Annotated in this window: 21 protein-coding genes and 1 tRNA gene; 11 read left to right on the forward strand and 11 right to left on the reverse strand. The window is 65.4% G+C overall.

The genetic code is table 11. The features are described from left to right. The first annotated feature begins 76 nt into the window (after nt 1–76). Entirely contained in the window at nt 77–820 is a 744-nt protein-coding gene (locus IEX24_RS06715; protein WP_188675591.1) for an SGNH/GDSL hydrolase family protein, read from the forward strand. Nucleotides 821–870: 50 nt separating this feature from the next. Here IEX24_RS06715 and IEX24_RS06720 read toward each other — a convergent pair. The 4 genes from IEX24_RS06720 to IEX24_RS06730 all read right to left on the reverse strand — a co-directional run bounded on the left by IEX24_RS06720 (nt 871) and on the right by IEX24_RS06730 (nt 4,660). Further along, nucleotides 871–945 (reverse strand) — tRNA-Gly (locus tag IEX24_RS06720). 77 nt (nt 946–1,022) lie between these two features. Beyond that, complete coding sequence (locus IEX24_RS19520; protein ID WP_229715141.1) at nt 1,023–2,003, reverse strand: bifunctional lysylphosphatidylglycerol flippase/synthetase MprF; 981 nt, start codon at nt 2,001–2,003, stop codon at nt 1,023–1,025. After that, the gene (locus IEX24_RS19525) at nt 1,963–3,345 is read right to left on the reverse strand and encodes a class-II aminoacyl-tRNA synthetase family protein (RefSeq protein ID WP_229715142.1); all 1,383 of its coding nucleotides are present in this window, start codon (nt 3,343–3,345) and stop codon (nt 1,963–1,965) included. Before IEX24_RS19525 ends, IEX24_RS19520 begins: the two co-directional genes overlap by 41 nt. 10 nt (nt 3,346–3,355) lie before the next feature. Beyond that, nucleotides 3,356–4,660: an alpha/beta hydrolase-fold protein gene (locus tag IEX24_RS06730; RefSeq protein ID WP_188675593.1), complete on the reverse strand. Its 1,305-nt coding sequence runs from the start codon at nt 4,658–4,660 to the stop codon at nt 3,356–3,358. A gap of 124 nt (nt 4,661–4,784) precedes the next feature. Between IEX24_RS06730 and IEX24_RS06735 the strand changes: the two genes are divergently transcribed. Further along, a complete protein-coding gene (locus IEX24_RS06735; protein ID WP_188675596.1) occupies nt 4,785–6,173 on the forward strand; it encodes a glycine--tRNA ligase in 1,389 nt (462 codons plus the stop codon). 132 nt (nt 6,174–6,305) lie between these two features. On the opposite strand, the gene rraA is transcribed toward IEX24_RS06735, so the two are convergent. Next, nucleotides 6,306–6,776 carry a ribonuclease E activity regulator RraA gene (gene rraA / locus IEX24_RS06740; protein ID WP_188675599.1) on the reverse strand — a complete coding sequence of 157 codons (471 nt, stop codon included), beginning with the start codon at nt 6,774–6,776 and terminating at the stop codon, nt 6,306–6,308. A 239-nt stretch (nt 6,777–7,015) separates the two neighbouring features. On the opposite strand from rraA, the gene IEX24_RS06745 reads away from it, so the two are divergent. The 5 genes from IEX24_RS06745 to IEX24_RS06765 all read left to right on the forward strand — a co-directional run bounded on the left by IEX24_RS06745 (nt 7,016) and on the right by IEX24_RS06765 (nt 13,607). Next, entirely contained in the window at nt 7,016–8,716 is a 1,701-nt protein-coding gene (locus IEX24_RS06745; protein ID WP_239082776.1) for an ABC transporter substrate-binding protein, read from the forward strand. Between the two features lie 114 nt (nt 8,717–8,830). Then, the gene (locus IEX24_RS06750) at nt 8,831–9,928 is read left to right on the forward strand and encodes an ABC transporter permease (protein ID WP_372435683.1); all 1,098 of its coding nucleotides are present in this window, start codon (nt 8,831–8,833) and stop codon (nt 9,926–9,928) included. A 137-nt stretch (nt 9,929–10,065) separates the two neighbouring features. After that, nucleotides 10,066–10,860 carry an ABC transporter permease gene (locus IEX24_RS06755; protein ID WP_188676540.1) on the forward strand — a complete coding sequence of 265 codons (795 nt, stop codon included), beginning with the start codon at nt 10,066–10,068 and terminating at the stop codon, nt 10,858–10,860. Further along, complete coding sequence (locus tag IEX24_RS06760) at nt 10,857–12,779, forward strand: dipeptide ABC transporter ATP-binding protein (RefSeq protein ID WP_372435682.1); 1,923 nt, start codon at nt 10,857–10,859, stop codon at nt 12,777–12,779. The genes IEX24_RS06755 and IEX24_RS06760 overlap by 4 nt, the downstream gene beginning before the upstream one ends. 30 nt (nt 12,780–12,809) lie before the next feature. Continuing rightward, nucleotides 12,810–13,607: a LysR substrate-binding domain-containing protein gene (locus tag IEX24_RS06765; protein ID WP_188675602.1), complete on the forward strand. Its 798-nt coding sequence runs from the start codon at nt 12,810–12,812 to the stop codon at nt 13,605–13,607. A 129-nt stretch (nt 13,608–13,736) separates the two neighbouring features. On the opposite strand, the gene IEX24_RS06770 is transcribed toward IEX24_RS06765, so the two are convergent. Genes IEX24_RS06770 through IEX24_RS06780 form a run of 3 tightly spaced genes read right to left on the reverse strand, consistent with a single transcriptional unit; the run spans nt 13,737 to nt 15,181 of the window. Beyond that, entirely contained in the window at nt 13,737–14,075 is a 339-nt protein-coding gene (locus IEX24_RS06770; protein ID WP_188675604.1) for an L-rhamnose mutarotase, read from the reverse strand. A gap of 7 nt (nt 14,076–14,082) precedes the next feature. Then, complete coding sequence (locus IEX24_RS06775) at nt 14,083–14,400, reverse strand: hypothetical protein (protein WP_188675607.1); 318 nt, start codon at nt 14,398–14,400, stop codon at nt 14,083–14,085. A 43-nt stretch (nt 14,401–14,443) separates the two neighbouring features. Further along, a complete protein-coding gene (locus IEX24_RS06780; RefSeq protein ID WP_188675610.1) occupies nt 14,444–15,181 on the reverse strand; it encodes a hypothetical protein in 738 nt (245 codons plus the stop codon). Nucleotides 15,182–15,300: 119 nt separating this feature from the next. Here IEX24_RS06780 and IEX24_RS06785 point away from each other — a divergent pair, with 119 nt between their 5' ends. Next, nucleotides 15,301–16,236, forward strand: coding sequence for an alpha/beta hydrolase (locus IEX24_RS06785; RefSeq protein ID WP_188675612.1), 936 nt, complete (start codon nt 15,301–15,303; stop codon nt 16,234–16,236). 6 nt (nt 16,237–16,242) lie between these two features. Here the strand turns inward: IEX24_RS06785 and IEX24_RS06790 are convergent, their stop codons facing one another. Next, the gene (locus IEX24_RS06790) at nt 16,243–16,569 is read right to left on the reverse strand and encodes a tryptophan synthase subunit alpha (protein WP_188675614.1); all 327 of its coding nucleotides are present in this window, start codon (nt 16,567–16,569) and stop codon (nt 16,243–16,245) included. Between the two features lie 90 nt (nt 16,570–16,659). Between IEX24_RS06790 and IEX24_RS06795 the strand changes: the two genes are divergently transcribed. Then, nucleotides 16,660–17,172, forward strand: coding sequence for a GNAT family N-acetyltransferase (locus IEX24_RS06795; RefSeq protein WP_188675616.1), 513 nt, complete (start codon nt 16,660–16,662; stop codon nt 17,170–17,172). 188 nt (nt 17,173–17,360) lie between these two features. After that, entirely contained in the window at nt 17,361–18,812 is a 1,452-nt protein-coding gene (locus IEX24_RS06800; RefSeq protein ID WP_188675619.1) for a flavin-containing monooxygenase, read from the forward strand. Nucleotides 18,813–18,869: 57 nt separating this feature from the next. On the opposite strand, the gene IEX24_RS06805 is transcribed toward IEX24_RS06800, so the two are convergent. Further along, complete coding sequence (locus IEX24_RS06805) at nt 18,870–19,553, reverse strand: hypothetical protein (RefSeq protein ID WP_188675622.1); 684 nt, start codon at nt 19,551–19,553, stop codon at nt 18,870–18,872. A gap of 281 nt (nt 19,554–19,834) precedes the next feature. Here IEX24_RS06805 and IEX24_RS06810 point away from each other — a divergent pair, with 281 nt between their 5' ends. After that, nucleotides 19,835–21,604, forward strand: coding sequence for an MFS transporter (locus IEX24_RS06810; RefSeq protein WP_229715143.1), 1,770 nt, complete (start codon nt 19,835–19,837; stop codon nt 21,602–21,604). A gap of 110 nt (nt 21,605–21,714) precedes the next feature. On the opposite strand, the gene IEX24_RS06815 is transcribed toward IEX24_RS06810, so the two are convergent. Then, nucleotides 21,715–22,590 carry a LysR substrate-binding domain-containing protein gene (locus IEX24_RS06815; RefSeq protein ID WP_188675625.1) on the reverse strand — a complete coding sequence of 292 codons (876 nt, stop codon included), beginning with the start codon at nt 22,588–22,590 and terminating at the stop codon, nt 21,715–21,717. Between the last annotated feature and the right edge of the window lie 63 nt (nt 22,591–22,653).

The following is a 22,653-nucleotide window of genomic DNA, read 5'->3' on the forward strand; positions in this document are numbered from 1 at the left end:
GTCGTCAACGCCGCACACGGGGTGCTTGACACCAGCGCGGGCTGCGTTCACAGCGCAATCGGGTAGGTTTTCGCTCGTGGCTACAGCACGACCATCCCGGCGCACCGCGGTGTCGATCAGCGTCGCCGTGGCCGTGCTTGCGATCATCGCCGTCGTGGTCACGGTGGCCATACTCCGCGGTCGCGGCACGCCGCACATCGATTCGGGAACGGCGTCGCCAACGCCTGCGACCACCGCTACCGGGCAGCCCTCGACGACGCCGCTCGTGGTGTACCTCGGAAACTCGTTTGTGGGTGGGTCGGCCCAAGACTCCGGCCCGCAGGATCGCTTTCCGGCGCTGATCTCCTCTGACCTGAACACCAACTGGATCGCCATCACCTCGGGCGGATCGGGCTACGTCGACCCCGGTGACGACGGGCTCACCTTCGACGACCTCGCCGGCGAGGTGCCCGAGAACGCTTCGCTCGTGGTCATCATGGGCAGCGACGACGATGCCGGCTACCCTGCCGCGAAGATCATGGATGCCGCACTCACCACTCTGCAGACCATCCGTCAGCGCGCGCCGCAGGCTCAGGTGCTCGTCATCAGCACTCCCTGGGTGAGCGCCGACCCGCCTGCCGGCATTCTCACCTCGCGCGACGCGGTTAGCGACGCGGCGCATTTCGACAACCTGCCCTATATCGACCCCATCGCCGATGGCTGGTGGGTCACCGGCCCGCCCGAACAGATCGGCGACGACGGGCTGCACCCCACAGACCTCGGGCACGCCCAAATGGCGGAGAGACTCGAGCCGGTCATCCGGCAGCTGCTCGGGCAGTAGCCAACAGCGCCGTGCTACCCAGCAACGAATCGGTCATGAGCAAACACAGCTGGAGCGAGTGGCAGGAGTTGAACACTGCATCTTCGACCGGGAAGGCCGACAGTCTGACATTGAAATACACTCGCAAGCGGTGGTGCTGAACTGAATGTAGCCGAACCAGCTCCGCTGCCGCAACCCACGAGCTGCCAACGAACGAGACGCGTTACTTTCGCAGCGTCTTCGCGAGCGCGAGGTACTCTTGCGGGGTCGCGTTCGGCAGGTAGGCCGAGCCGATGGCCGCGCCGATCACCGGCAGCGTCACCGGGTCGAGGTAGGCCATGTAGATCGTCTCGTGCGTCGGGTTGAACTTCGATTTGAATTTGAACAGCGTCGAGAACCCGTAGGCCGGCTCGAGCGTCTGGGCCAAGAAGGCGAGCAGCCGCGTCATGACGGTGGGCGGCTCGGGTTCTTCACCCGGCACCACGGGCTTCTCGGCCAATGGCGCCGCCGACAGGCTGAGCACTTCGATACCGTCTTTCTGCATGTGCAACGCAGCAGACGCGATGATGAACTCCATGATTCCGCCGATGGAGTTGTCGCCCCGGCGCATGAAGTCGATGGTGTAGCTCACCACCTCGCCGTTTCGGTAGTCGGGCAGCCAGCTCGTGATCGCCTGCATCTGCCCGTCTGGCCCAAGCGCCAAGAACAGCTTCACCTCGGGGTCTTTAAGCTCGGGCATCGCGCCGAGCGTGAAGCCCATTTCGGGCAGTTCTTTCTCGGCGACCCACTGCTCGCTGATGGCAGTGATCTGGTTCGAGAGTGACGTCGGCAGGTCATCCCACGTCGTCCAGAGCGTCGTGATGCCCTCTTTGTTGCCTCGATTCAGCGCCTGCCGCACCTTCTGCCAGGGTTTACCGGCCATGTCGAGCGTCACTGGGCTCATCAGGGTCTCTTCGCCGACCGACATGTACTGCCAATCGAGAGCCTGAAACACCGGCAGGTATCGCTCGTGAAAGCTGTAGAACACCGGAATGTAGCTGTTCTCGTCGCAGAAGGCGATGAATCCGTTGATCGCTTCGCTACCGCGCTCCGGCGCACAAATGGGGTCTGACAAGGTAATGGCGACCCCATTGATGACGCGATACGCCACCGAGGCCTCGCCGTCATCGCTGAACCAGTACACGTTGCCCGCCCAGGTGCCCATAAAGCCCAGCGTTCCGCCGCCGTACTCCTTCAAAAGCGAACGAAAGTGCGTCTCCTCGGCCGAACTGCGGTGCTGACTGACGGCACTGAAGAGGTGGATGAGCGCCGCAACGGTCACCGCCCAGAACACCACCCCCACCCACTGGTGACCGAATGCGAAAGCGCGTGCGCGTCACGAGGAGAATCACCACCACCGCGAGCGGCGCGAGTGCCGTCGCCAGAATCCAGATCAGACCCTCGAGGGCCTGCCCGTCATTCTCGGCCGGGAGCAAGGTGATCTCGCCGAGGCCGAGAGTACCGAACGCGAGCACGGCGAGCGCCACGTTCACCGCGATGGCCAGCACCCAGGCGAAATGGCGCCCCCGGCGCAGTCCGATCGCCGCGATGATCAAGAGCGCCAGCGGCACGAGCGCCATGAGCACCGATGCGACGCCGCTGGCACTGACCAGCGCGAGGTTTCGGTCACACTCGGCACTGAAATTGTCACTGCACGCAGCGAGGGTGGTGTCGGCATCCGGAAACGACGCTTCGAAAATGTACTGAACGAACGACAGCGGGCCATTGCCACCAGGCGGAATCAGCGCCACCAGGGGGCCAACTGCGGTGATGGCCACGATGAGTGCGACGAGGTTGCGCGCCTCGCCCTGTGAGCTGCGGCCCCGGCGTTTGGCACGATCTTTCGGCCGCCACAGCACACCGAGCCCGAGACCCGCCAACCCGGCGAGCAGGCGATAGAAGTTGTCTTGATCGCCGTTGTAGAGCACGAACATCGCCACGACGGCGAAGGTGATGAGGCGAATTCGGCGGCGCCACAGGGCTTGGGCGAATCCGCTGGCCGTCAGCAGAGCCCCGATGATGCCGATGGTGGGGTCGAGCGTGAAGTCGAACGCCGAACCGACGGCCCAGCTCTCGCCGAGGCCCACCCCGAGCTGCTGAATCACCACGCCCACGAGAATGCCCACGATGCCGGTCAGCAGAAACGCCGACGCCGTGCGCAACGAACCGATGAGACGCTCGCAGATCGCCAGTAGCGTGAGCGCCAGCAGAACGCTGATAATCAGGCTGACGACGTCGTTCGGCACGAAAAGTGCGGTCAGCGGGCTCCACCACCAGCCGAGGTCGATGGTGGTGGGCACGCCGGCGGCCCAGACCAGTGAGTCGCCGCCTGTCGTGGCGGGTGTGGCAATCGTGCCCGTGATGATGCCGGTGGCGATGAGGATGATCGACAGCCCCACGCTGACTGGCGCCGCCCTGACATACTTGACTATCGCCCGTGCCATACCGCCGCTCGTGGAGGATGCGACATCCACTTTCGGTGCGGCTTTTTCAGTCGACGTCGTCACGAATCCTCGCTCACGGTTTGCTCAGCCCCAGTCTCGGGTACAGCGCGGCGTAGCCCGCCGCCAAGCCGCCGTCGAGCGCTGCGCCGTCGTGCCCGGCGCCCGGAATCTCGGTATAGGTCGCCTTCATTCCCGCCTTCACCGCCGCTTCATACGTGCGTTTCACGCCAGGCGCGAACGTGTCGTCGAGCGCCCCCGCCGTGAATACGGCCATCGTGTCGGGGTAGGTGCCCTTCGCCATGATGTTCGCCGGCCAGGTAGCCTCGTAGGCGGCCTTGTCACCGCCGAAGTAGTTCTTCGCCGTGCTCTTGTCTTCGACACCGGGGTACTCGTCGCCCGAAATGTCGACGATATTGCCGAACACTTTCGGGTATTTCGCGCCGAAGTAGGCCGCGCACTCACCGCCGTTCGAGAAGCCCTCGAAGGTCCAGTCTTTCGGGTCTTGCAGCACGTTGAAGTGCGAGCGCACGTACGGCACCACGTCTTTCATGATGTACGTTTCGACCTTGCCGAGCGAGTCAGTGTCGAGACACATCGGGTCGACTGTGGGCGAACCGAGCTGATCGGGGTTGATGACGATGGGCGCGAGACCCTTGTTCGACGCCGCGAGCTTGTCGAGCATCGCCTTCGGGTCGTCGAGCCCGGGGCTGCCCGGCATGCCATTCAGTTGGATGATCACCGGCAGTGCCAGCGCATTCGCAACCAGCGCCGCTGGAGGCAGATAGGCGAGCGCCTTGCGGGCCACGAATCCGGAGTTCGTATTCGGAATATCGATGGTGCCCACCGTGCCCTCCGCCGGCATGTTCGACGGCGGCGACCAGGTCTCATAGAGCGGCCCGGCCGGCGTCGGGCCGGGGGTGGGTGGATGCGAGCCGTTGGCATCGGGCACATCGAGCGGCTTCTCGGTACTCACTCCAATGAGGGCGGCGAGCGTCTTGGTGATGCCGATGCTCGCGTTCACCCCCAGGGTTCCGGTGAGCACAAAGACCACGATGGCGATGCCCGCGATCATCTTGCGCCACCATCGGGTGCCGAACAGACTCGCGATGGCCAGCCCCACGGCCGAGAAGGTCAGAACGATCCAGGTCGTGGTCTCCGGCAGAAACTGGGTGCCGAACAGATCCCATACCTGATCGGTGAGAAAAACGGTGAGCAACGCGATGCAGGCACCACCGAGCAGGCCGACGAGCGCCGAAAGCAGCCAGATGACAGTGGGCCTGCGAAAGAGAAGATAGACCACGGCCGCACTACTCAACAGAACGAACGTGATGATGACAGGCCCCTCAACGATGTTCAGGTTGAGGAGAAAATCTGGCATCGCTGCTCCCGCCGGCCGCGCCCTGCTCGGGCATACTCTGTGCGCTTAATCTAGCGCCACCCGGGCCAGTAAGATTGCGGAGCCGGTAACGAAACACCGGCAGCACTTCAGATCAGGGAGAACCATGGCCGACCTGTCACGCCTCGACACTGTCATCGCACTCGCACAGCACCGCGGGTTCGTCTTTCCGTCGGGCGACATCTACGGCGGCACCCGGTCGGCGTGGGACTACGGGCCCCTCGGCGTCGCCCTCAAAGAGAACATCAAGAAGCAGTGGTGGAACGCCTTCGTTCGCAGCCGCCGCGACATGGTCGGCCTCGACTCGGCCGTGATTCTGCCCACCGCAGTGTGGGAGGCGTCAGGGCACGTGAAGGTGTTCTCCGACCCTTTGACCGAGTCGCTCGTGACACATAAGCGCTACCGGGCCGATCACCTGTTCGAAGCCTATGAGGCAGAGCACGGCTTCGCCCCGGTCAACGGCCTCGACGACATTCCCGACCCCGAGCATCCCACCAAAATTGGCCAGTGGTCACCCATTCGCCAGTTCTCGGGCATGCTCAAGACCTACCTCGGCGTGGTCGACGACGAATCGGGCTTGCACTACCTGCGCCCCGAGACCGCGCAGGGCATCTTCACCAACTTCGCCAACGTGGTGCAGACCTCGCGCAAGAAGCCGCCGTTCGGCATCGGCCAGATCGGCAAGGCGTTTCGTAACGAGATCACACCCGGCAACTTCATCTTTCGCACCCGCGAGTTCGAGCAGATGGAGATCGAGTACTTCGTCAAGCCGGGCGAAGACGAAGAGTGGCAGCAGAAGTGGATGGATGCGGTCTGGGCCTGGTTCATCGACCTCGGCATGACCGAGTCGAATATTCGGTGGTTCGAGCATCCCGCTGAGAAGCTCGCGCACTATTCCAAGCGCACGGTCGACATCGAGTACCGCTTTCAGTTCGCGGGCAACGAGTGGGGCGAGCTGATGGGCGTGGCGAACCGCACCGACTTCGACCTGCGCACTCACGCCGAGAACTCGGGCAAAGACCTTTCGTTCTTCGACCAGGCGAACAACGAACGGTACATTCCGTATGTGATCGAGCCCTCATTCGGCCTCACGCGCGCCCTGATGGCGTTCTTGGTCGACGCCTACGACGAAGAGGACGTGCCTAACGCCAAGGGCGGAACCGACAAGCGCACGGTGCTGCACCTCGACCCGCGCCTCGCCCCCGTCAAGGTCGCCGTTCTGCCACTGTCGAGAAACGAGGCGCTCATGCCGCTCGCGCAGCAGATCGCCGACTCGCTCGCTGAGCACTGGGATATCGACTACGACGACACCCAGGCCATCGGCCGCCGCTACCGCCGTCAAGACGAAATCGGCACCCCGTTCTGCGTCACCGTCGACTTCGACTCCCTCGAAGACGCCGCCGTGACCGTGCGCGACCGCGACTCGATGCAGCAAGATCGTGTGCCGATCGCGGAGCTCGAGGCGTACCTCGCAGAGCGCTTGCGCGGCGCGTAGGTCGCGCCGATCGCGCGAGAAGCATTTTTACGAGAGAAGCTTTTTTAGACGAGAGAAGCTGCGGCAACACCATCTCTCGTCTGAAATCCCTTCTCTCGAGGCCATCGTCGGGGTGGTTCAGGATGCCCGGGGTCAGCGCTCGACGAGAACGCCGTCTTCGTCGCAGTAGATGTGTGCGCCCGGGCGGAAGGTTACTGAGTCGACCACGAGTGTCTCGTCGAGTGCGCCCGCACCGGTCTTCGTGCTTTTTCGAGGGTTGCTGCCGAGTGCTTTGACGCCCAGGGGCAGAGTGCCGAGTGTGACTCGGTCGCGCACGGCTCCGAAGATGACCACGCCTTCCCAGCCGTTCTCGATCGCGCTTGCGGCAATGAGGTCGCCGAGAAGCGCGGAACGCAGCGAGAGCCCGCCGTCGACGACGAGCACTTTGCCAGCTCCGGGTGTTGCGAGCACCTGACGTACGAGCGCGTTGTCTTCGAGGCAGCGCACGGTTCTGATCTCACCCTCGAATTGAGCTTTACCGCCCACCGACTGCAGCTGCACCGACAACGATTGCAGCTCGGCGCCGCGCTCGTCGTAAAGGTCTGCCGTTGAAAGAGTGGTCACAAGATGCTCCGATCGTTTTGCTTCCAGCCTGCCAGGTCGGGCGCTGCATCGACCAAAACCGCGAGCAGAACTTCGGGCATTTTTTCACAACGCGAGATTCATCGAACGCGAGGCACCTGTAAAGGGCAGGTCATGGTTCAGAACCGTGATGTAATTGTGTACTGAGTCCAGAAAACCAAGTTCTGCAATCCGCTCGCCCATACCTTCACCCCTTCCGCACACAGCCCCGAAAGTTCTCCTTGTCTCGCCACACAGCACCACACAGCAACCGCAACACCCACAGCCTCCATCGACCAGCTCAACGCCTCGTGGCCCTCGCGGCCACGGCAGCAGCCACAGCCCTCCTTCTCGCCGCCTGCACAACCGGGCCCTCCGGCACCAGCGCCAGCTCGACGGCCGCGCCCGTCACCGGCGGCACTCTCGTCTACGCCACCGGCGATGCCGAGCCCACCTGCCTCGACCCCCACGTGGGCGGCAACTACCCACAAGCCCTGGTCGCGACTCAATACCTCGAAGAGCTCGTCTCGCGCGACAAGTCGGGCGCGATCATCCCCTGGCTCGCCACCGCCTGGAAAGAATCGTCAGACGGCCTGACCTGGGATTTCACGCTCAAACCCGGCGTCACCTTCACCGACGGCACCCCCTTCGACGCTGCAGCCGTGGCCGCGAACGTCGCCCACATTCAGAACCCGGCCACCGGCAGCTCAACGGGCTACCTCGCCCTCAGCAAAGTCACCAGCGTCGAGGCAGTGGATGCCCTGACTGCCCGTTTCACCCTGAGTACCCCTGACTCCGCACTGCTCGACTCGCTGACGCAGCCGTGGCTCGCCATGGAATCGCCCACGGCCCTGGCCCGCAGCCAAGCCGACAACTGCGAATCTCCCGTAGGCACCGGCCCCTTCATCGTGAAGCAGTGGAACAAACAGCAGTCCATCTCGCTCGTGCGCAACGACAACTACACGTCTCCGCCCGCCGATGCGTCGCACACAGGGCCGGCCTACCTCGACGCCATCGACTGGCGTTTTCTGCCCGACTCGGCGTCGCGCTACGCCGCTCTTCAAGCGGGAACCGTCGATGTGATCGACAACGCTCAACCCGACACGATCATCCAGGCCCAGAAGAACCCGGCGCTCAGCTACCTGAACGCCCCGCGCCCGGGCGCTTCGAACCGCATCGAGTTGAACTCGAGCATCGCGCCCTTCACCGACCCGAACGTGCGTGAAGCCTTCATTCGCTCAGCAGACGTGAACGATGCTGTCTCCAGCCTCTTCTTCGGCACCGCGACAAGGTCGTATTCGCCGCTCTCGAGCGCCGAGCCGCTGGCGTACTCCGAGGCCAGCGACTTCACCTACAACCAGGCCGCGGCCGCACAGCTGCTCGACGCGGCGGGGTGGACCAGCCGCACCTCAGATGGCTACCGCGAGAAAGACGGGCACGAGCTCGAACTGACCTTCCCAGTGAGCACGAACCAGTCGATTCCGGCCGAACAGTCGCTGTTCGAACAGATTCAGTCGACGGCAAAGCAGGCCGGGTTCAAAATCGACCTACAACCGATGGATCTCTCGAGCTGGTACGCCGCCCTGGGCACCAACTCGTACAACCTGGTCGACGCGCCCTACACGAAGGTGGGGCCGGATGTTCTGCGAATCCTCTTCGACTCAGCCGGTACCGTGCCGGCCCCGAGCGGGTATTTCGCGAACCATTCGCAGGTGAAGAGCCCCACCCTCGACGCCTTGCTCGAGCAGGCGGCCACGGCGTCAGATGAGACGCAGCGCGCCTCGCTCTACCAGCAGGCACAGAAGCTGGTGCTCGACGGGTACTACATTCTGCCGCTCTACGACCAGCAGAACGGGTACCTCCAGCAGTCGGTGGTGCACGGTCTGCGGGCGATGCCCACCGTCTCGACGCCATCGCTGTATGACGCCTGGGTGCAGCGCTGACGGTCGGTGAACTGATCACGGCGAGCCGGTGGCGGCGAAGATGGGGCTGGTGTGGGTAGCGCGGGCAGCGGGAAGAGCGGCACTGTCAGCGGCAGCGGCGGTAACGTGAACACCGTGAGCTATGTGAGCGACGCGCTAGACGTGCACGAGCATCCGCAGACCTGGCTCGCGCGCAATGCACCGCTGCTGCGCTGGCTCGCGCTGAGGCTCCTGGGCGTGGTCTTCGTGCTCTGGGCCGTGTCGACTATCACGTTCTTCGCGATTCGGCTGATTCCGGGCGACCCTGCGGAGGCGATTCTCGGCGGGCCCGGCTCGCAGGCGAGCGCGGATTCCCTGGCCGCCGCCCGAGCCGAATACGGGCTCGATCAACCCATCGGAATTCAGTACCTCAGCTTTCTCGGGCGGCTCGCGGTGGGCAACCTCGGTCAGTCGTACGCGCTGCACCAATCGGTGGCGAGCGTCATCGGCGAGAACCTGATCTCGACGCTGACGCTCGCTCTAGCGGCGCTTATTCTTGCCGTGGTGATCGCTCTCGGCCTCGCTGCGTGGTCGACGCGGGGTGGCCGGGCGGCGGCGGCGATCGGCTCAACGCTCGAGGTCGTCGGGGCCGCGGTGCCGCACTTCTGGCTCGCCATTCTCGCGATTCTGCTGTTCAGCACCACGCTCGGCTGGCTCCCTCCGGTGAGCGTCGCGGGCCCTGCCGGCCTCGTTCTGCCTGCGCTGGTTCTCGCCATCCCTCTCGCCGGGTTTCTCGGCCAGGTCATGCGTGAAGGGCTTCTCGATGCGCTCTCGTCGCCGTACGCACTCTCTGCCCGTGCTCGCGGCGAAAGCGAAAGCGGCGTGTTCTGGCGGCACGCGCTGAAGGCTGCGGCCATTCCGGCCATCGGACTCACGGGCTGGGCGTTCGGCTCGCTCATCAGCGGAGCCGTCGTGGTCGAGACGATCTTCGCCCGCCCCGGGCTCGGCCGCAGCCTCCTCGCCGCGGTTCAAGGCCGCGATGTTCCGCTGGTCGTCGGAATCGTGATCGTCGTGGCGCTGGTGTACATGCTCGTCACCACGGCCACCGATCTCGCCGAGCGCATCATCGACCCGCGCGTCGGCCGCCGACCGGATGCCCGTGGCTCCGCCCCGCGCCGAAACACTCGCCGCGCGCGCACGCACGCCCACAAAGACGCAAGCCGCAGCCGAACGCACACGGAGATCGAGCCGTGATCGCCACTCCGCTGCTGCCCCCCGACGACGCGGTCAGCGCGTCAGCCGGTGCAGCGCCAAGGGGCTCGAGCGACCACGCCCAGGGCGCGAGCGGGCGGTATGGGCGCCGCCGGGCATCCGCTCGCCGCCACCGCAGGATGCCCGTGACGGTCGTCATCTCGCTCGCGGTACTCGTGTTTCTGGTGGTGGCTGCCGTCTGGCCCGACCTGATTGCGCCCGGCGATCCGCTTGCGATTCACCCGCTCGACGCTTTTCAACCTCCCTCTGCACAACACCTGTTCGGCACCGACGAATCGGGCCGCGACATCTTCACGCGAGTGATTCACGGCACACGGGCTTCGCTGCTCATCGGGGTCACGGCCACGGCTATCGGAATCGGCCTCGGCCTCATCTTCGGGCTGCTCGCAGGGCTTGGCCCGCGCTGGCTCGACTTCGGCACCACGCGCCTGCTCGAGGTCATGTTCGCGTTTCCCGGGCTGCTGCTGGCGCTGCTGTTCATCGTCATCTACGGCCCCGGCATCGTCACCTCGACAATCGCAGTGGGGCTGTCGACGGCCCCCGGGTACGCGCGGCTCATTCGCAGCCAGACCCTTCAGGTTCGGGATGCGCCCTACCTCGAAGCCGCGCTCGTCTTGGGGCGTGGCAGCGTCTTTCGCCTCACCCGGCATCTGCTGCCGAACGTCGCCGGCACCCTGTTCGTCATCGCGACCCTCGGGGTGGGGCAATCCATCGTCTGGGCGTCGGCCCTCAGCTACCTCGGGCTCGGTGCCGTTCCGCCGTCGCCGGAGTGGGGCGCGATGCTCTCGGCAGGGCGCACGTACATCACGTCGTTCTGGTGGATGACCTTCTTTCCCGGCCTCTTCATCGTGCTGAGTGCGGCGGCCGCCACCCTGCTCGGCCGCGGTCTGCAGCAGCGAAAGCGGTCGTCGTGAGCGGCACCGAGGGCACTAAGGGTGCTCACGAGCTCGTGCCCATATCGCCCGGCTCCCCCTCAGCCGCCGGCCCTCAGCACGCCACGCCGCTGCTCGACGTTCGCAACCTCATGGTGCGTTTCGGGCGAGGGATGCCGGTGGTCAACGACATCTCGTTCACCATCGCCCCCGGCGAGACGTTCGGCCTGGTGGGCGAGTCAGGGTCAGGCAAAAGCGTCACCTCGCGCGCCTTGCTCGGTCTCACCGGCTCTAACGCTCACGTGGCAGCTACCCGGCTCACCCTCGCCGCCGCGGCGGCCGACGGCGTACTCGACCTGCGGCAGTTGAGCGCCCGCGCCTGGCGCGGCGTACGCGGGGCGCGCGTCGGGTACGTTCCCCAGGCCGCCCTCGTCGGGCTCGACCCGCTGCGGCCGGTGGGGCGCGAGATAGGCGACGCCCTGCGGCTGCACACGAAGCTGTCACCCGTCGAACGCCGGGCCGAGGTCTCCGAGCTCCTGGCGGCGGCCGGAGTTCCCGAGCCCGAGCTTCGCGCCGTTCAGCGACCATACGAGCTCTCTGGCGGTTTACGTCAGCGCGTGCTGATCGCCGCCGCCATCGCCCTGCGCCCGAGCCTGCTCATCGCCGACGAACCCACAACAGCGTTAGACGCCTCCGTGCAGGCGGGCATCCTGAACCTGCTCGAACGCCTGCGCCAGAACGGAACAGCCATTCTGCTCATCAGCCACGATCTCTCGGTAGTGAGCCGACTCGCCTCACGCGTCGCTGTGATGCAACACGGAGCCATCGTCGAAACGGGCCCCACTGCCCGGGTACTGGATGCTCCGCAGCACCCCTACACCCGGCAACTCGTTGCGGCAGTGCCCACCAACCGCCCTCGCGGAACCTCTCTGGCTCCGCAGAGCATCGCGGCCGCTCCCGCCGAATCGCCCACCCCCGCGCCATCGCCATCGCCATCGCCCGCCACGGCTGCCGCACCCGGCGAGTCCGCTGCGGACGCCGAGCTGTCGGGGCCGACCCCCGCCGAACCGCCATCACCCGCCGCCACTGCCGCACCCGGCGAGTCCGCCGGGCCGGCAGAGGCCGTCGCCCCCGCCGCATCGCCCACCCCCGCAGCCGCAGGCAGCGCAGCAGGCGCAGGCAGCGCAGCAGGCGCAGCCGTCGTGCTCCGCGCGCACGGCCTCAGCAGATGGTTCGGCGACCGCGCAGCCGTCGACGACGTGAGTTTCACCCTCGAACGCGGCCGCACCCTGGGGCTGGTGGGCGAATCGGGTTCGGGTAAGACCACCGTGGCGCGCCTGGTGCTTGCGCTCACCGCCCCCGACAAGGGCGACGTCGAACTGCTCGGCCAGCCGTGGAGCGCCCTCCCCGAACGCGAACGCCGCCCCAATCGCCGTCGCATCGGGGCGATCTACCAAGACGCGCTCAGCTCGTTCGATCCGCGGCTCACCGTAGGCCAAATACTCTCTGATGCGGCGAGCGGCGGCCGATCATCCCGCACCGACGTCAGCGCACTGCTGCACCAGGTGGGGCTCTCGGCAGACGTGGCAGCCCAGCGACCGCGGTTTCTTTCGGGCGGGCAGCAACAACGAGTCGCCATCGCCCGAGCACTCGCCCCCCGCCCCGACGTACTCATTTGCGACGAACCCGTCTCGAGTCTCGATGTCTCGGTTCAAGCACGCATTCTCGACCTGCTGGATGCCCTGCAGCGCGAACTCGGTGTCGCCTACCTCTTCATCACCCACGACCTCGGCGTGGCGAGGCACATGAGCGACGACCTGCTGGTGATGCGCGCGGGACGCATAGTGGAATCGGGGCCGACCGAATCCGTTTTCGCCGACCCTCGCGAGCCCTACACGCGCGAACTGCTTGCGGCCGCCCCGCAGTTGTCGCGACTCGCGGAGCCAGCTCGCAGCCGATAGCGCTAGTCTCGACGAGTCGTCAGGAGCCAGATGAATGCAGACCACCAGTTCGAGCCGCACGATCTCGATCGCCTGGCAGACCTCGCCACCACGTTCTCAGGCTCGCTCGAGGGTGACGCGGTCGTCACCGCTGTCAAGGCGCTGCGACGGATGCTCGGCCACCCCACCGCCGCACCGATGCCGCCGGCACACACGAGCATCCCCTTCACCATTCACGCTCCGGCAGGCATACCCGCGGCAGCCATCGCCGAACGATTTGCGGCTGAACACCCTCACCTCGACGTGACGGTGGTCGAGTCTGAGCATGCCGCGCAAGCGGTGCGGCGCGGCGCGGCGTCTGCCGGCTTCGTTCGGCTGCCCGCACAGACGCGCGGTCTCGCGCTGATGCCGGCGCTGACCGAACCGTTCGTCGTTGCCGTAGCCCAAACCGATGCTCTGGCCGGTCGCTCGAGTGTCGCGATCGACGAGCTGGCCGAGCGCCATCTGCTGCACAACCCCGACGAGGTGCCCGAATGGCGCGACGTGTCGACGGAGCTTCTCGGGCCGACCGTTCGCACCTCGAAGAGCTTCGCGCTGGGGCCTCTCACCATGCTCGACGAGCAACTCGATCACGTTGCCGCCGGAAACGGCATCATCATCGTGCCGCTCTCGCGTGCCACCTCGAGTGGGCGAAACGACGTGAACTTCATCACGGTCGACGGTGTGAGCGCCGACTGGGTCATCGTTTCGCCTCAACCGAACGACACGGCGTCGCCCGAGGCCCCGACGTCGCCTCAAGGCACTGCAGACGAGTTCGCGCGCCTCGCTGCGGCGCTTCTCGCCTCCTAAGCCGGCTCGCGCCGCCTCTCAAGCCGGCTCGCGTTGCCTCCTAAGCTGGCTCGCGCCACCTCCGAGCCAGCCCCGCGCCGCCTCCGGAGCCGGCTCGCGCCGCTCTCCGGACTCCTGACTCAGCCGCAGCTATGACCCGATCGCCGCGAGCTGCTGCTCGAGGTCGAATACCTCGGTCAACCGTTTCATCGACTGATCGGCGCGCCCTTCGGGTGTGACGAAGAACTCGCTCATCTCCGCCTCCCACCGCGCCGTCACCGGGTCGGCCGCAAGAATCGCCTGCGAATCGTCGAGCGATTCCACCTCGAAGTAGCCGATGATGGTGCCGTCTTCGCGCAGAAAGAGCGAATAGTTGTGCCGCCCCGACCGTTCGATGGCCTTCAGCATCTCAGGCCACACCGCCGCGTGCCGATGCCGATATTCGGCGAGACGCTCGGGCTTCACCCGTATCTCGAAACAGACCTTCACGTGACGCCTACGATTCGCCGCCGACGGCCGGTTCGCCCACGAATTCGTGGGCCTCGCGCGCCAACTCCGGCCAGAGCTGCAGGTCGCTGACCCGCACCCAGTCGCGCGACGTGTGGCCGTCGACCGAGAACTTCGACGCTACCCCGCGTGCTTTGAGGTCGGATGCCCGTGCCGCCGGCACCTCGACAACAATGTCGTCACCCTCGCGAAACGCGAACACCGTGCCGTGAACCAGCAGTTCGCTCTCGGTGCTCGTCACACCCTCTTCGCCGCTCATGATCAACAACAGGTCTTGCCAGGCTTCGCCCGCAGATTCGTATGCCATACCTGCAGCCTAACGTTTTCGAAATACTGCTCTGCGATAAGACTCAGTGGTCGCCGATGTTCGACACCGTCACGGTTTTACTCGCGGTCGAACCGTCTGAACCCACCACCGTCAGGGTGTAGGTGTGCGAGTCGTAGCACTGGTAGTCGATATCTTGGTTGCTACCCGAATCTGGATTCACCGACTCGAAGGGTTCCGCCTGAGCGTCGGTGGTGTCGACCCCGAGGTAGGCCTTCGTTCCGCCGGTGCTCGTCCAGCTGATCGTCAGCGGCGTGCTGGTGAAGGCGGGCACGGCAGGTGCGCCGGTGGAGCAGGTGACGGAGGTCGGCGTGACCGAATACGAGGTGATGACCGGCTTGGTGACCGTCGTAGTCGGCTGGGTTGTGGGCTGCGCCGGCTGCGACGTGGGGCTCGCCGTAGTCGTCGGCTTGGCCGTTGCGGTCGGAGTGGCCGTCGGCGTCGGCGTCGCGCTTGTCGGAGTCACCGTTGCACTGGCGGTGGAGTTCTTCGAGTTCGACTGAGCGAATAGCACGATCAACACTACGAGCAGAATCACGATCACAGCCGCGAGCGCGATGAGCACCCACATGAGAGCGCGCCTTTTCTTGGGTTCGCCCGCCCCGCCCGAACCCGCAATGTCGCCAGGCCCTTCTGGCGCGCCTGGCCCACCCGGAGGCGGCACGGCAGGCCCACCGCCCGGCGGCACTGCGGGCGCACCCGGCGGCACGCTGCCTGCGGGCCCGGCGGTGGGAATGAACTCCGTGGGGTCTTGGTCGCTCATGACTGCTCCTCAGTTCTCTGCCCCACTGTGCCACAATCGGCACCCAAAATAAACGTGCCGCTGCCTTCAGTCATCGACACCCCCTGTCGCATCGCCGCCGCGCGATGCGAAGATGAACCATGTCGCTCTCGATGACCCTCACCCGCGGCCTGCTCCGGCTGACCCCCATCAGAACGGCGACACCAGAGGCGATGCGTGAGGCCGTGGCCCACCGCCAACCCCCGGCCCCTGTGACGCGCGGCCTGCTGAAGGTCGCCCACGTCGAAGAGCTCACCGTCGAGGGCCGGCCGGTCATCCGTCTCACCCCGAAGCACGCGCCCACACGAACAGGCACGGGCTCAGCCACAAGCACAGGCACAACCGCCGGCACCCACCTCATCTACACCCACGGCGGAGCCTTCGTCTTCTCGATTCTGGCCACGCACTGGCAGCTTCTCGCGTCGATCATCGAGAAGACGGGCGTGAGCATCACCGTTCCGCTCTACGGCCTCGCCCCCGAGCATCAGTTCGGCGAGGCCTACCACGTACTCGATGCGATCTATGACGAGGCCATCGCCCGTTACGGCGACCGCGTGTTTCTGAGCGGCGACTCGGCCGGCGGTGCTCTGGCGCTCGGTCAGGCCATTCGTGCTCGTGACGCGGGTAAGCCTCGAGCAGCCGGCATCATTCTGTTCTCCCCGTGGGTCGACGCCACCATGAGCAACCCGCAAGTGGCGCGCCTCGCACCGCTCGACACGATGCTGGGGGCTGCGGGACTTGCCGAAGCGGGCCGGTGGTGGGCGGGTGCTGCGGGCCCGAAAGATTCGCTGGTGAGCCCGATCTTTGCTGAGCTCAACGATCTGCCGCCGGTTTACACCTATCAAGGCGACCGCGACGTGCTGCTGGCCGACGCGAAACTGTTGACGAAGCGCATCCGTGCGGCCGGCGGCCAGACCGAGCTGCGAATCTATCGAGGCGGAATTCACGTTTTCGTCGGCGCCCCGTGGACCCCCGAGGCCCGCCGCGCCTTACGCCACGTCACATCGGTCTTGACCGCCCCCGCGCTGAGCGACTGAGGGTGGTCAGCTTCGAGCTGCCGGCGCCCAACCGTGCTCGCCGAGCATCCGCCACACCGTCTGCGTGAGATCGGGGTAGCTGAGAGCGATCTGCCGCAACACGCGATACTCTCGGGCAGCGGATGCCCGTTGGCGCCCATTGGCCTCGATGGCCTCAGCGCGCAGCAGGTACACCACTAGCTCGTCGACGGTGGGTAGCTCTTCCATGAACTCCCACGGATCTTCGCCGAGCAACAGCCGTTCGTGCACGACCGTGTCGAGTTCTTGGCGAGCTTCGGCGCGCAGACCTTCGAGGCTCGCCCGGGTACGAGGCCTGCTCTCCTTTTCGCTCACCCATTCAGCCTAGGCACTCGAGTGGGCCGTGAGGTGCACGTGGTGGCCCTGCGAGGCAAACCACACCGCGCGCCCAGGTAGCGTTGAGTCATGCCCGAACGAATCGCCGATTTCACTCTCGAGTCTGTCGCCTGGAGCGACCCGCGCGCTGTGGCCATGCGTGCGCTGATGGATGTCGAGATGAGCGCACGGTACGCACGCCGCGTGCCAGGCTTCGGCGACGCGGCCGCCGATGACACAATCACAGCGGCCCTGGCAGTCGACCCCGCTGACGTGGTCGCCACCGTGCTCGCACTCGATACCGATGGCGCTGCACTCGGCCACGCCTCGCTTCGAATGCTGCGCGGCGATTGGGAGGTGAAGCGCGTCATCGTGGCAAGCGAAGCGCGCGGGCGGGGAGTGGCCCTCGCCATCATGGCCGAACTCGCTCGCATCGCCTCCGCCGCTGGCGCGAGCCGCCTCATTCTGCAGACCGGCGATCGCCAGCCTGAAGCCGTAGCGCTGTACGAGAAGCTCGGCTATACGCCCATCGCCATCTACGAGCCCTACGTCGAGGCCATTCCGTTCTCGCTCTGCTTCGAAAAGCTCCTGCCGATTCGCTGACTCGGTTTACCGCCGCCGTACCGCTGCATCGCCGACATACCGCTGCACCGCTGACAGCCTCTGTGGCCGACATCGCCAGGAAAGTGCGCCCGCACTCTTGTGCCGAGACCGTGGCAGTCGCACACTGATCTGCACAGGCGCACTGGCGGCGCGCCCGTGCAATGTCGTGCGGCGAAGGGAGGCCCGCCATGACGAGACACGTGCGCGTCGCCATCATCGGCGCCGGCTTCGCGGGAATCGGCATGGCCTGCCAGCTCGTGATGCGCGGCATCGACGACTTTCTCATTCTCGAACGCGCTCACGAGGTCGGTGGAACCTGGCGCGACAACACCTACCCCGGCGCCGCCTGCGACATTCGCAGCGACCTCTACTCCTTCTCGTTCGCACCGAACCCCGACTGGGAGCACACCTACGGCCGCCAGCCCGAAATACTCGACTACCTGCGCCGAGTCGCAACCGCCTATGAGCTCTACGACCGCTTGTCGTTCGGTACCCAGCTGATGCGCGCCGAATGGATCGATGCCGAAGCGCACTGGCTCATCGAAACCAACCACGAAACCTTCACCGCGAACGTGCTGATTTCGGGCGCCGGCCCGCTGATCGACCCGGTGTGGCCGCGCATCGCTGGCCTGTCGACCTTCGGCGGCCCCGCCTTTCATTCGGCGCACTGGAACCACCACATCGAGCTCGCCGGTAAGCGCATCGGCGTCATCGGCACCGGCGCCTCGGCGATTCAATTCGTGCCCGAACTGCAGAAGGTCGCCGCCCAGGTCACCGTGTTTCAGCGCTCGGCGCCCTGGATCGTGCCGCGCGCCGACCACCCCACCTCGGCGGTTAGACGGCAGCTGTATCGCCGCGTGCCCGCGCTGCAGCAGGCCTCCCGCCGCGTGCTGTTCGCCCGCGCCGAATCACGGTTCGCCGGTTTTCGCAGCCGCCCAGTCGGGGCCGCGTTTCAGGCGTTCGCCGCGCGCTACCTGCGCTCGCAGGTGACTGACCCGCACCTGCGAGCCGCTCTGATGCCCGACTTTCATATCGGCTGCAAGCGCATCCTCATCTCGTCGGAGTACTACCACGCCCTCACCGAGCCGAACGTCGAGCTCGCCACCTCGGCCATCGACCGGGTCGACGGCAACGACGTCATCACGGCAGACGGCACCCGGCGAACGTTCGACGTTCTCATTGCGGCCACCGGATTCAACGCGACGCATCCGCCCGTGTCGAGCCTCTTGGTGGGTCGGTACGGCGACACTCTCGCCGAGGCCTGGCAGCCGCACATGAGCGCACTGCGCGGCACCACCGTGGTCGACTTTCCGAACCTCTTTCTGCTGCTCGGCCCCAACACCGTGCTCGGTCACAACAGCATGATCTACATCATCGAGTCGCAGATCGACTACGTGCTGCAGGCCCTCGCGGGCCTCTCGAGTCTCGGCGCCCGTTCTCTCGAGCCGACTCCGGATGCCCAGGCGAGCTACAACCGCACGGTTCAGTCATCGCTGAAGCGCTCCGTCTGGTCAACGGGCTGCACCAGTTACTACCTCGACGACGACGGCCGCAACACCACTATCTGGCCGCACCGAGCCTCTGCATTCCGCCGTGCGCTGCACTCTTTCGACCCCACCGAGTACGATTTCGTGCGCTGACGGGCGCAGAGAACGAGTTTTCTCTGCGCCCGTCGGGCCCTGAAGCCGATTGTCGCGTTAGCCCAGTTCCACGGCTTTGACGTTGCCGTCATTGCAATCGATGATCTTGCCGGGCAACACGTTGCACTGGCTGAAGTGCAGTCCGAACACGAGCGCATCGATCGCATAGTTGACGGTGACCTTCGTGCCCGCAACGAAATACGAGTGGCCATTGCCGTCGGTTCCTTTGACCGAGATCGGTACGGCGACGACAGTGGCGCCGTCGTGGTCGAGCACATTTCCGGTCACCGGGTCGCGAACGATGACATTGTTCGGCGAGCCGGGAGCGTCGGGGGGCGTCGTCGGCGCAGGCGAACTCGACGGATCGTTCGGGACGTTGGGGTCGGACGGCGCTGACGGGTCGGACGGAGTCCCGGGGTCGTCGGGCGTCGACGGATCAGACGGCGTTCCCGGGTCATCCGGAGTCGGGTCGGCAGGAGCTCCAGGAATATCAGGCGACGAAGGGTCTGGCGGCGTGCCGGGATCGTCGGGCGTGCCAGACCCATCGGGAGTCGTAGCGGGCCCCTGGTCGCTGCCGCCGGAACCTCCGCCGGAACCGCCGGGCCCTCCGCCCGAGCCACCGTAACCGCCGCCGTCGTACCCGCCACCACCGCCGTCGTCGCCAAAGCCACAGCCCGCGCACTCATCTGCATGAGCGGCCGACAGAGACCCGAACGAAAGCGCCCCCATCATCACGACCATGCTTAGGGCAGCGCCAACCTTGCGTCGACGCGACGAACCCTGTTTAACTTGCACAATTCCTCCAGAGTCTTCAGACTCGCTCTGAAGCGCCCACCAGTCGCACGACTCGCTTCATAAAGCAGGAGTACAAGGACTCCGTTTCATTACGCCGATTCACGAATTCGCGTGCAGGGAATGTGAAATGCGCGCCAAACCCTTCGCGTTCGCTCAGAGTCAGATATAGTTGCTATACAACAACTATTTTCTTGGCGCTCAATGGCGAGGCCTGTGACGGAGGAATCGTGGCTGAGAAGGCTACTCGCGAACGCGGCGCAATGTTCAGTAAAGACCACCCCAAATACAAGTGGGTGGCACTCAGTAACACCACGCTCGGCATGCTGATGGTGACCATCAACAGCTCGATCGTGCTCATCTCGCTACCTGCCATCTTCAAGGGCATTCAGCTGAACCCCCTCGAGCCCGGCAACGTGAGTTACCTGCTCTGGATGCTCATGGGCTTCATTCTCGTCACCGCCGTTCTGACGATGACGTTCGGCCGGCTCGGCGACATCTACGGTCGCGTGAAGATCTACAACATGGGCTTCGTGATCTTCACGCTCGCAGCTATTGCCCTGGTCTTCGACCCGTTCCTCGCGGGGCAGGGCGCGCTGTGGCTGATCGGCTGGCGCGTGGTTCAGGCCGTGGGTGGCGCGATGATCTTCGCCAACTCCACTGCGATTCTGACCGATGCGTTCCCCGCGAACAAGCGCGGCATGGCCATCGGCATCAACCAGATCGCCGCCATCGCGGGTTCGTTCCTCGGCCTGCTCATCGGCGGTGTGCTCGCGACCATCGACTGGCACCTGATCTTCTTGGTGAGCGTGCCGTTCGGCATTCTCGGCACCATCTGGTCGTTCAAGTCGCTTCACGAAGTAGGCCAACGCAACCCGGGCAAGGTCGACATTCCGGGCAACGTGCTCTTCGCGGTAGGCCTCATCTCGCTGCTCACCGGCATCACGTACGGCATTCAGCCCTACGGCGACAGTTCGATGGGCTGGACGAACCCGTGGGTTCTCGGCGCCATCATCGGCGGCATCGCACTGCTGGTGATCTTCGTCTTCGTCGAACTGCACCACAAAGACCCGCTGTTCAACGTTCGGCTCTTCGCCATCAAGGCGTTCGCATTCGGCAACGTGGCGGGCCTTTTGGCAGCCATCAGCCGAGGCGGCATGCAGTTCATGCTGATCATCTGGCTGCAGGGCATCTGGCTTCCGCTGCACGGGTTCTCGTACGAGAGCACACCGTTGTGGGCCGGCATCTATCTGCTTCCGCTCACCGTCGGCTTCCTCATCTCCGGCCCTCTCTCGGGAACCCTCAGCGACAAGTTCGGTGCACGAACCTTCGCCGTCGGCGGCCTGCTGCTCGTGGCAGCGACCTTCGTCGCGCTGCTGCTCATTCCAGTGAACTTCAACTACGGCATCTTCGCCGTGCTGACCTTCCTGAACGGAGTCGGCTCGGGCATGTTCGCCGCCCCGAACCGCACCGCCATCATGAACAGCGTGCCGGCCAACCAGCGTGGTGCCGCTTCGGGTATGACCGGTACGTTCCAGAACGCCGGTAACTCGCTCTCGATCGGCATCTTCTTCTCGCTGATGATCGTCGGACTCGCTGCCACCCTGCCGAGCGCCATGTACGACGGCCTGACGGCCCACGGCATCACGACCGAGATCGCCAATCAGGTTGCCGCGACGCCCCCGGTGGGCAGCCTCTTCGCCGCGTTCCTCGGCTACAACCCCATCGAGTCGATACTCGGCCCGACAGGCGTGCTGAACTCGCTCTCGCCGGCCAATGCGGCGGCGCTCACCGGTCAGACGTTCTTCCCCCAGCTGATCTCCGACGCCTTCCACTCGGGTCTGGTCATCGTGTTCACCGCCGCCGCCGTTCTGTCAGTGCTGGGCGCCATCGCCTCGTTCTTCGCCGGTGGCAAGTACATGAACACCGACACGGGATCCGTGAAGACGGCAAAGCGTGCCGAGCCCTCCGACCTGGCCGCAGAACTCAGCGACGTCTGATCGCGTCGTTCCGATCGGTCGGAGCGCAATTTGACGCAAGAGCCCCCTAAAAGCTTGTTTAGGGCGCTTTTGTGTCAATCGGGCGCGAAGAACTCAGCGACGCAAGCCGGCTAGCCACGAGCAAGCGCGAGAAAGGCCCGAACGGCGCCGTTACTGTCGTTCGGGCGGCTTACCAATACGAGGTCGGCTGCCATCGGTTCTTCGCGCGTCGGGCGATAGGTGACGTTCGGAATGCTCACCTGCGTCGTGGGCTGCGGTACCAGCGCGAGCCCGAGCCCTGCCGCCGCGAGCGCCAGCACGCTCAGTGTGCTCGAAACACGGTGAGCCACATGCGGCTCGCTTCCCGTTCGCTGCCGCAGCGCTGTCAGCGTGCTGTCGTCGGCCTGCCCGCTCGCGTACACGATCAGCGGTTCGTCGGCCAGGTCTGACAATGAGATGCTTCGCCCACGGGCGAGCGGATGATCGGCAGCCAGCGCCACGACCAGAGGCCAATCGCCTATTCGGGCTCTCTCGAGTTCTGGGTCGAAATCGAACCCGTAACTGGGGCTGTAACCCACGTCGAGTTCGCCCGCAAGTAGTGCGCTGCCCTGTTCGCTCGGCGCCATTTCGTAGAGCTCGAGCACGGCGTCGGGGTGGGCGACGTGAAAGGCTCGCAGATCATCCGTAAGTTTGCCGATGAGAACGGCAACCCCGGCGAAACCGACACGCACGATTCCCGTCTCGCCCCGCAGTGAGCTTTCGACCGCCGCCTGAGCATGCGCGGCTTGGGCCAAGGTTCGGCGGGCTTCGACGAGCAACACTTCGCCGGCCTCTGTGAGCTCGACGCTGCGGCTGGTGCGAACGAATAGCGGGCCGCCGAGTTCACGCTCGAGGTCGCGAATCTGCATGCTGAGCGTGGGCTGCACGATGTGCAACCGCTCGGCCGCCCGGCCGAAATGGCCCTCTTCGGCGAGGGTGACGAAGTAGCGCAGGTGGCGAAGTTCCATAACCATCAGTATGACTGATCAATAGAAAGAATCAATCTATTAGACTTATAGCCGGCCCGAGAG

The organism is Subtercola lobariae, from assembly GCF_014640255.1.
Classification (GTDB): domain Bacteria; phylum Actinomycetota; class Actinomycetes; order Actinomycetales; family Microbacteriaceae; genus Subtercola; species Subtercola lobariae.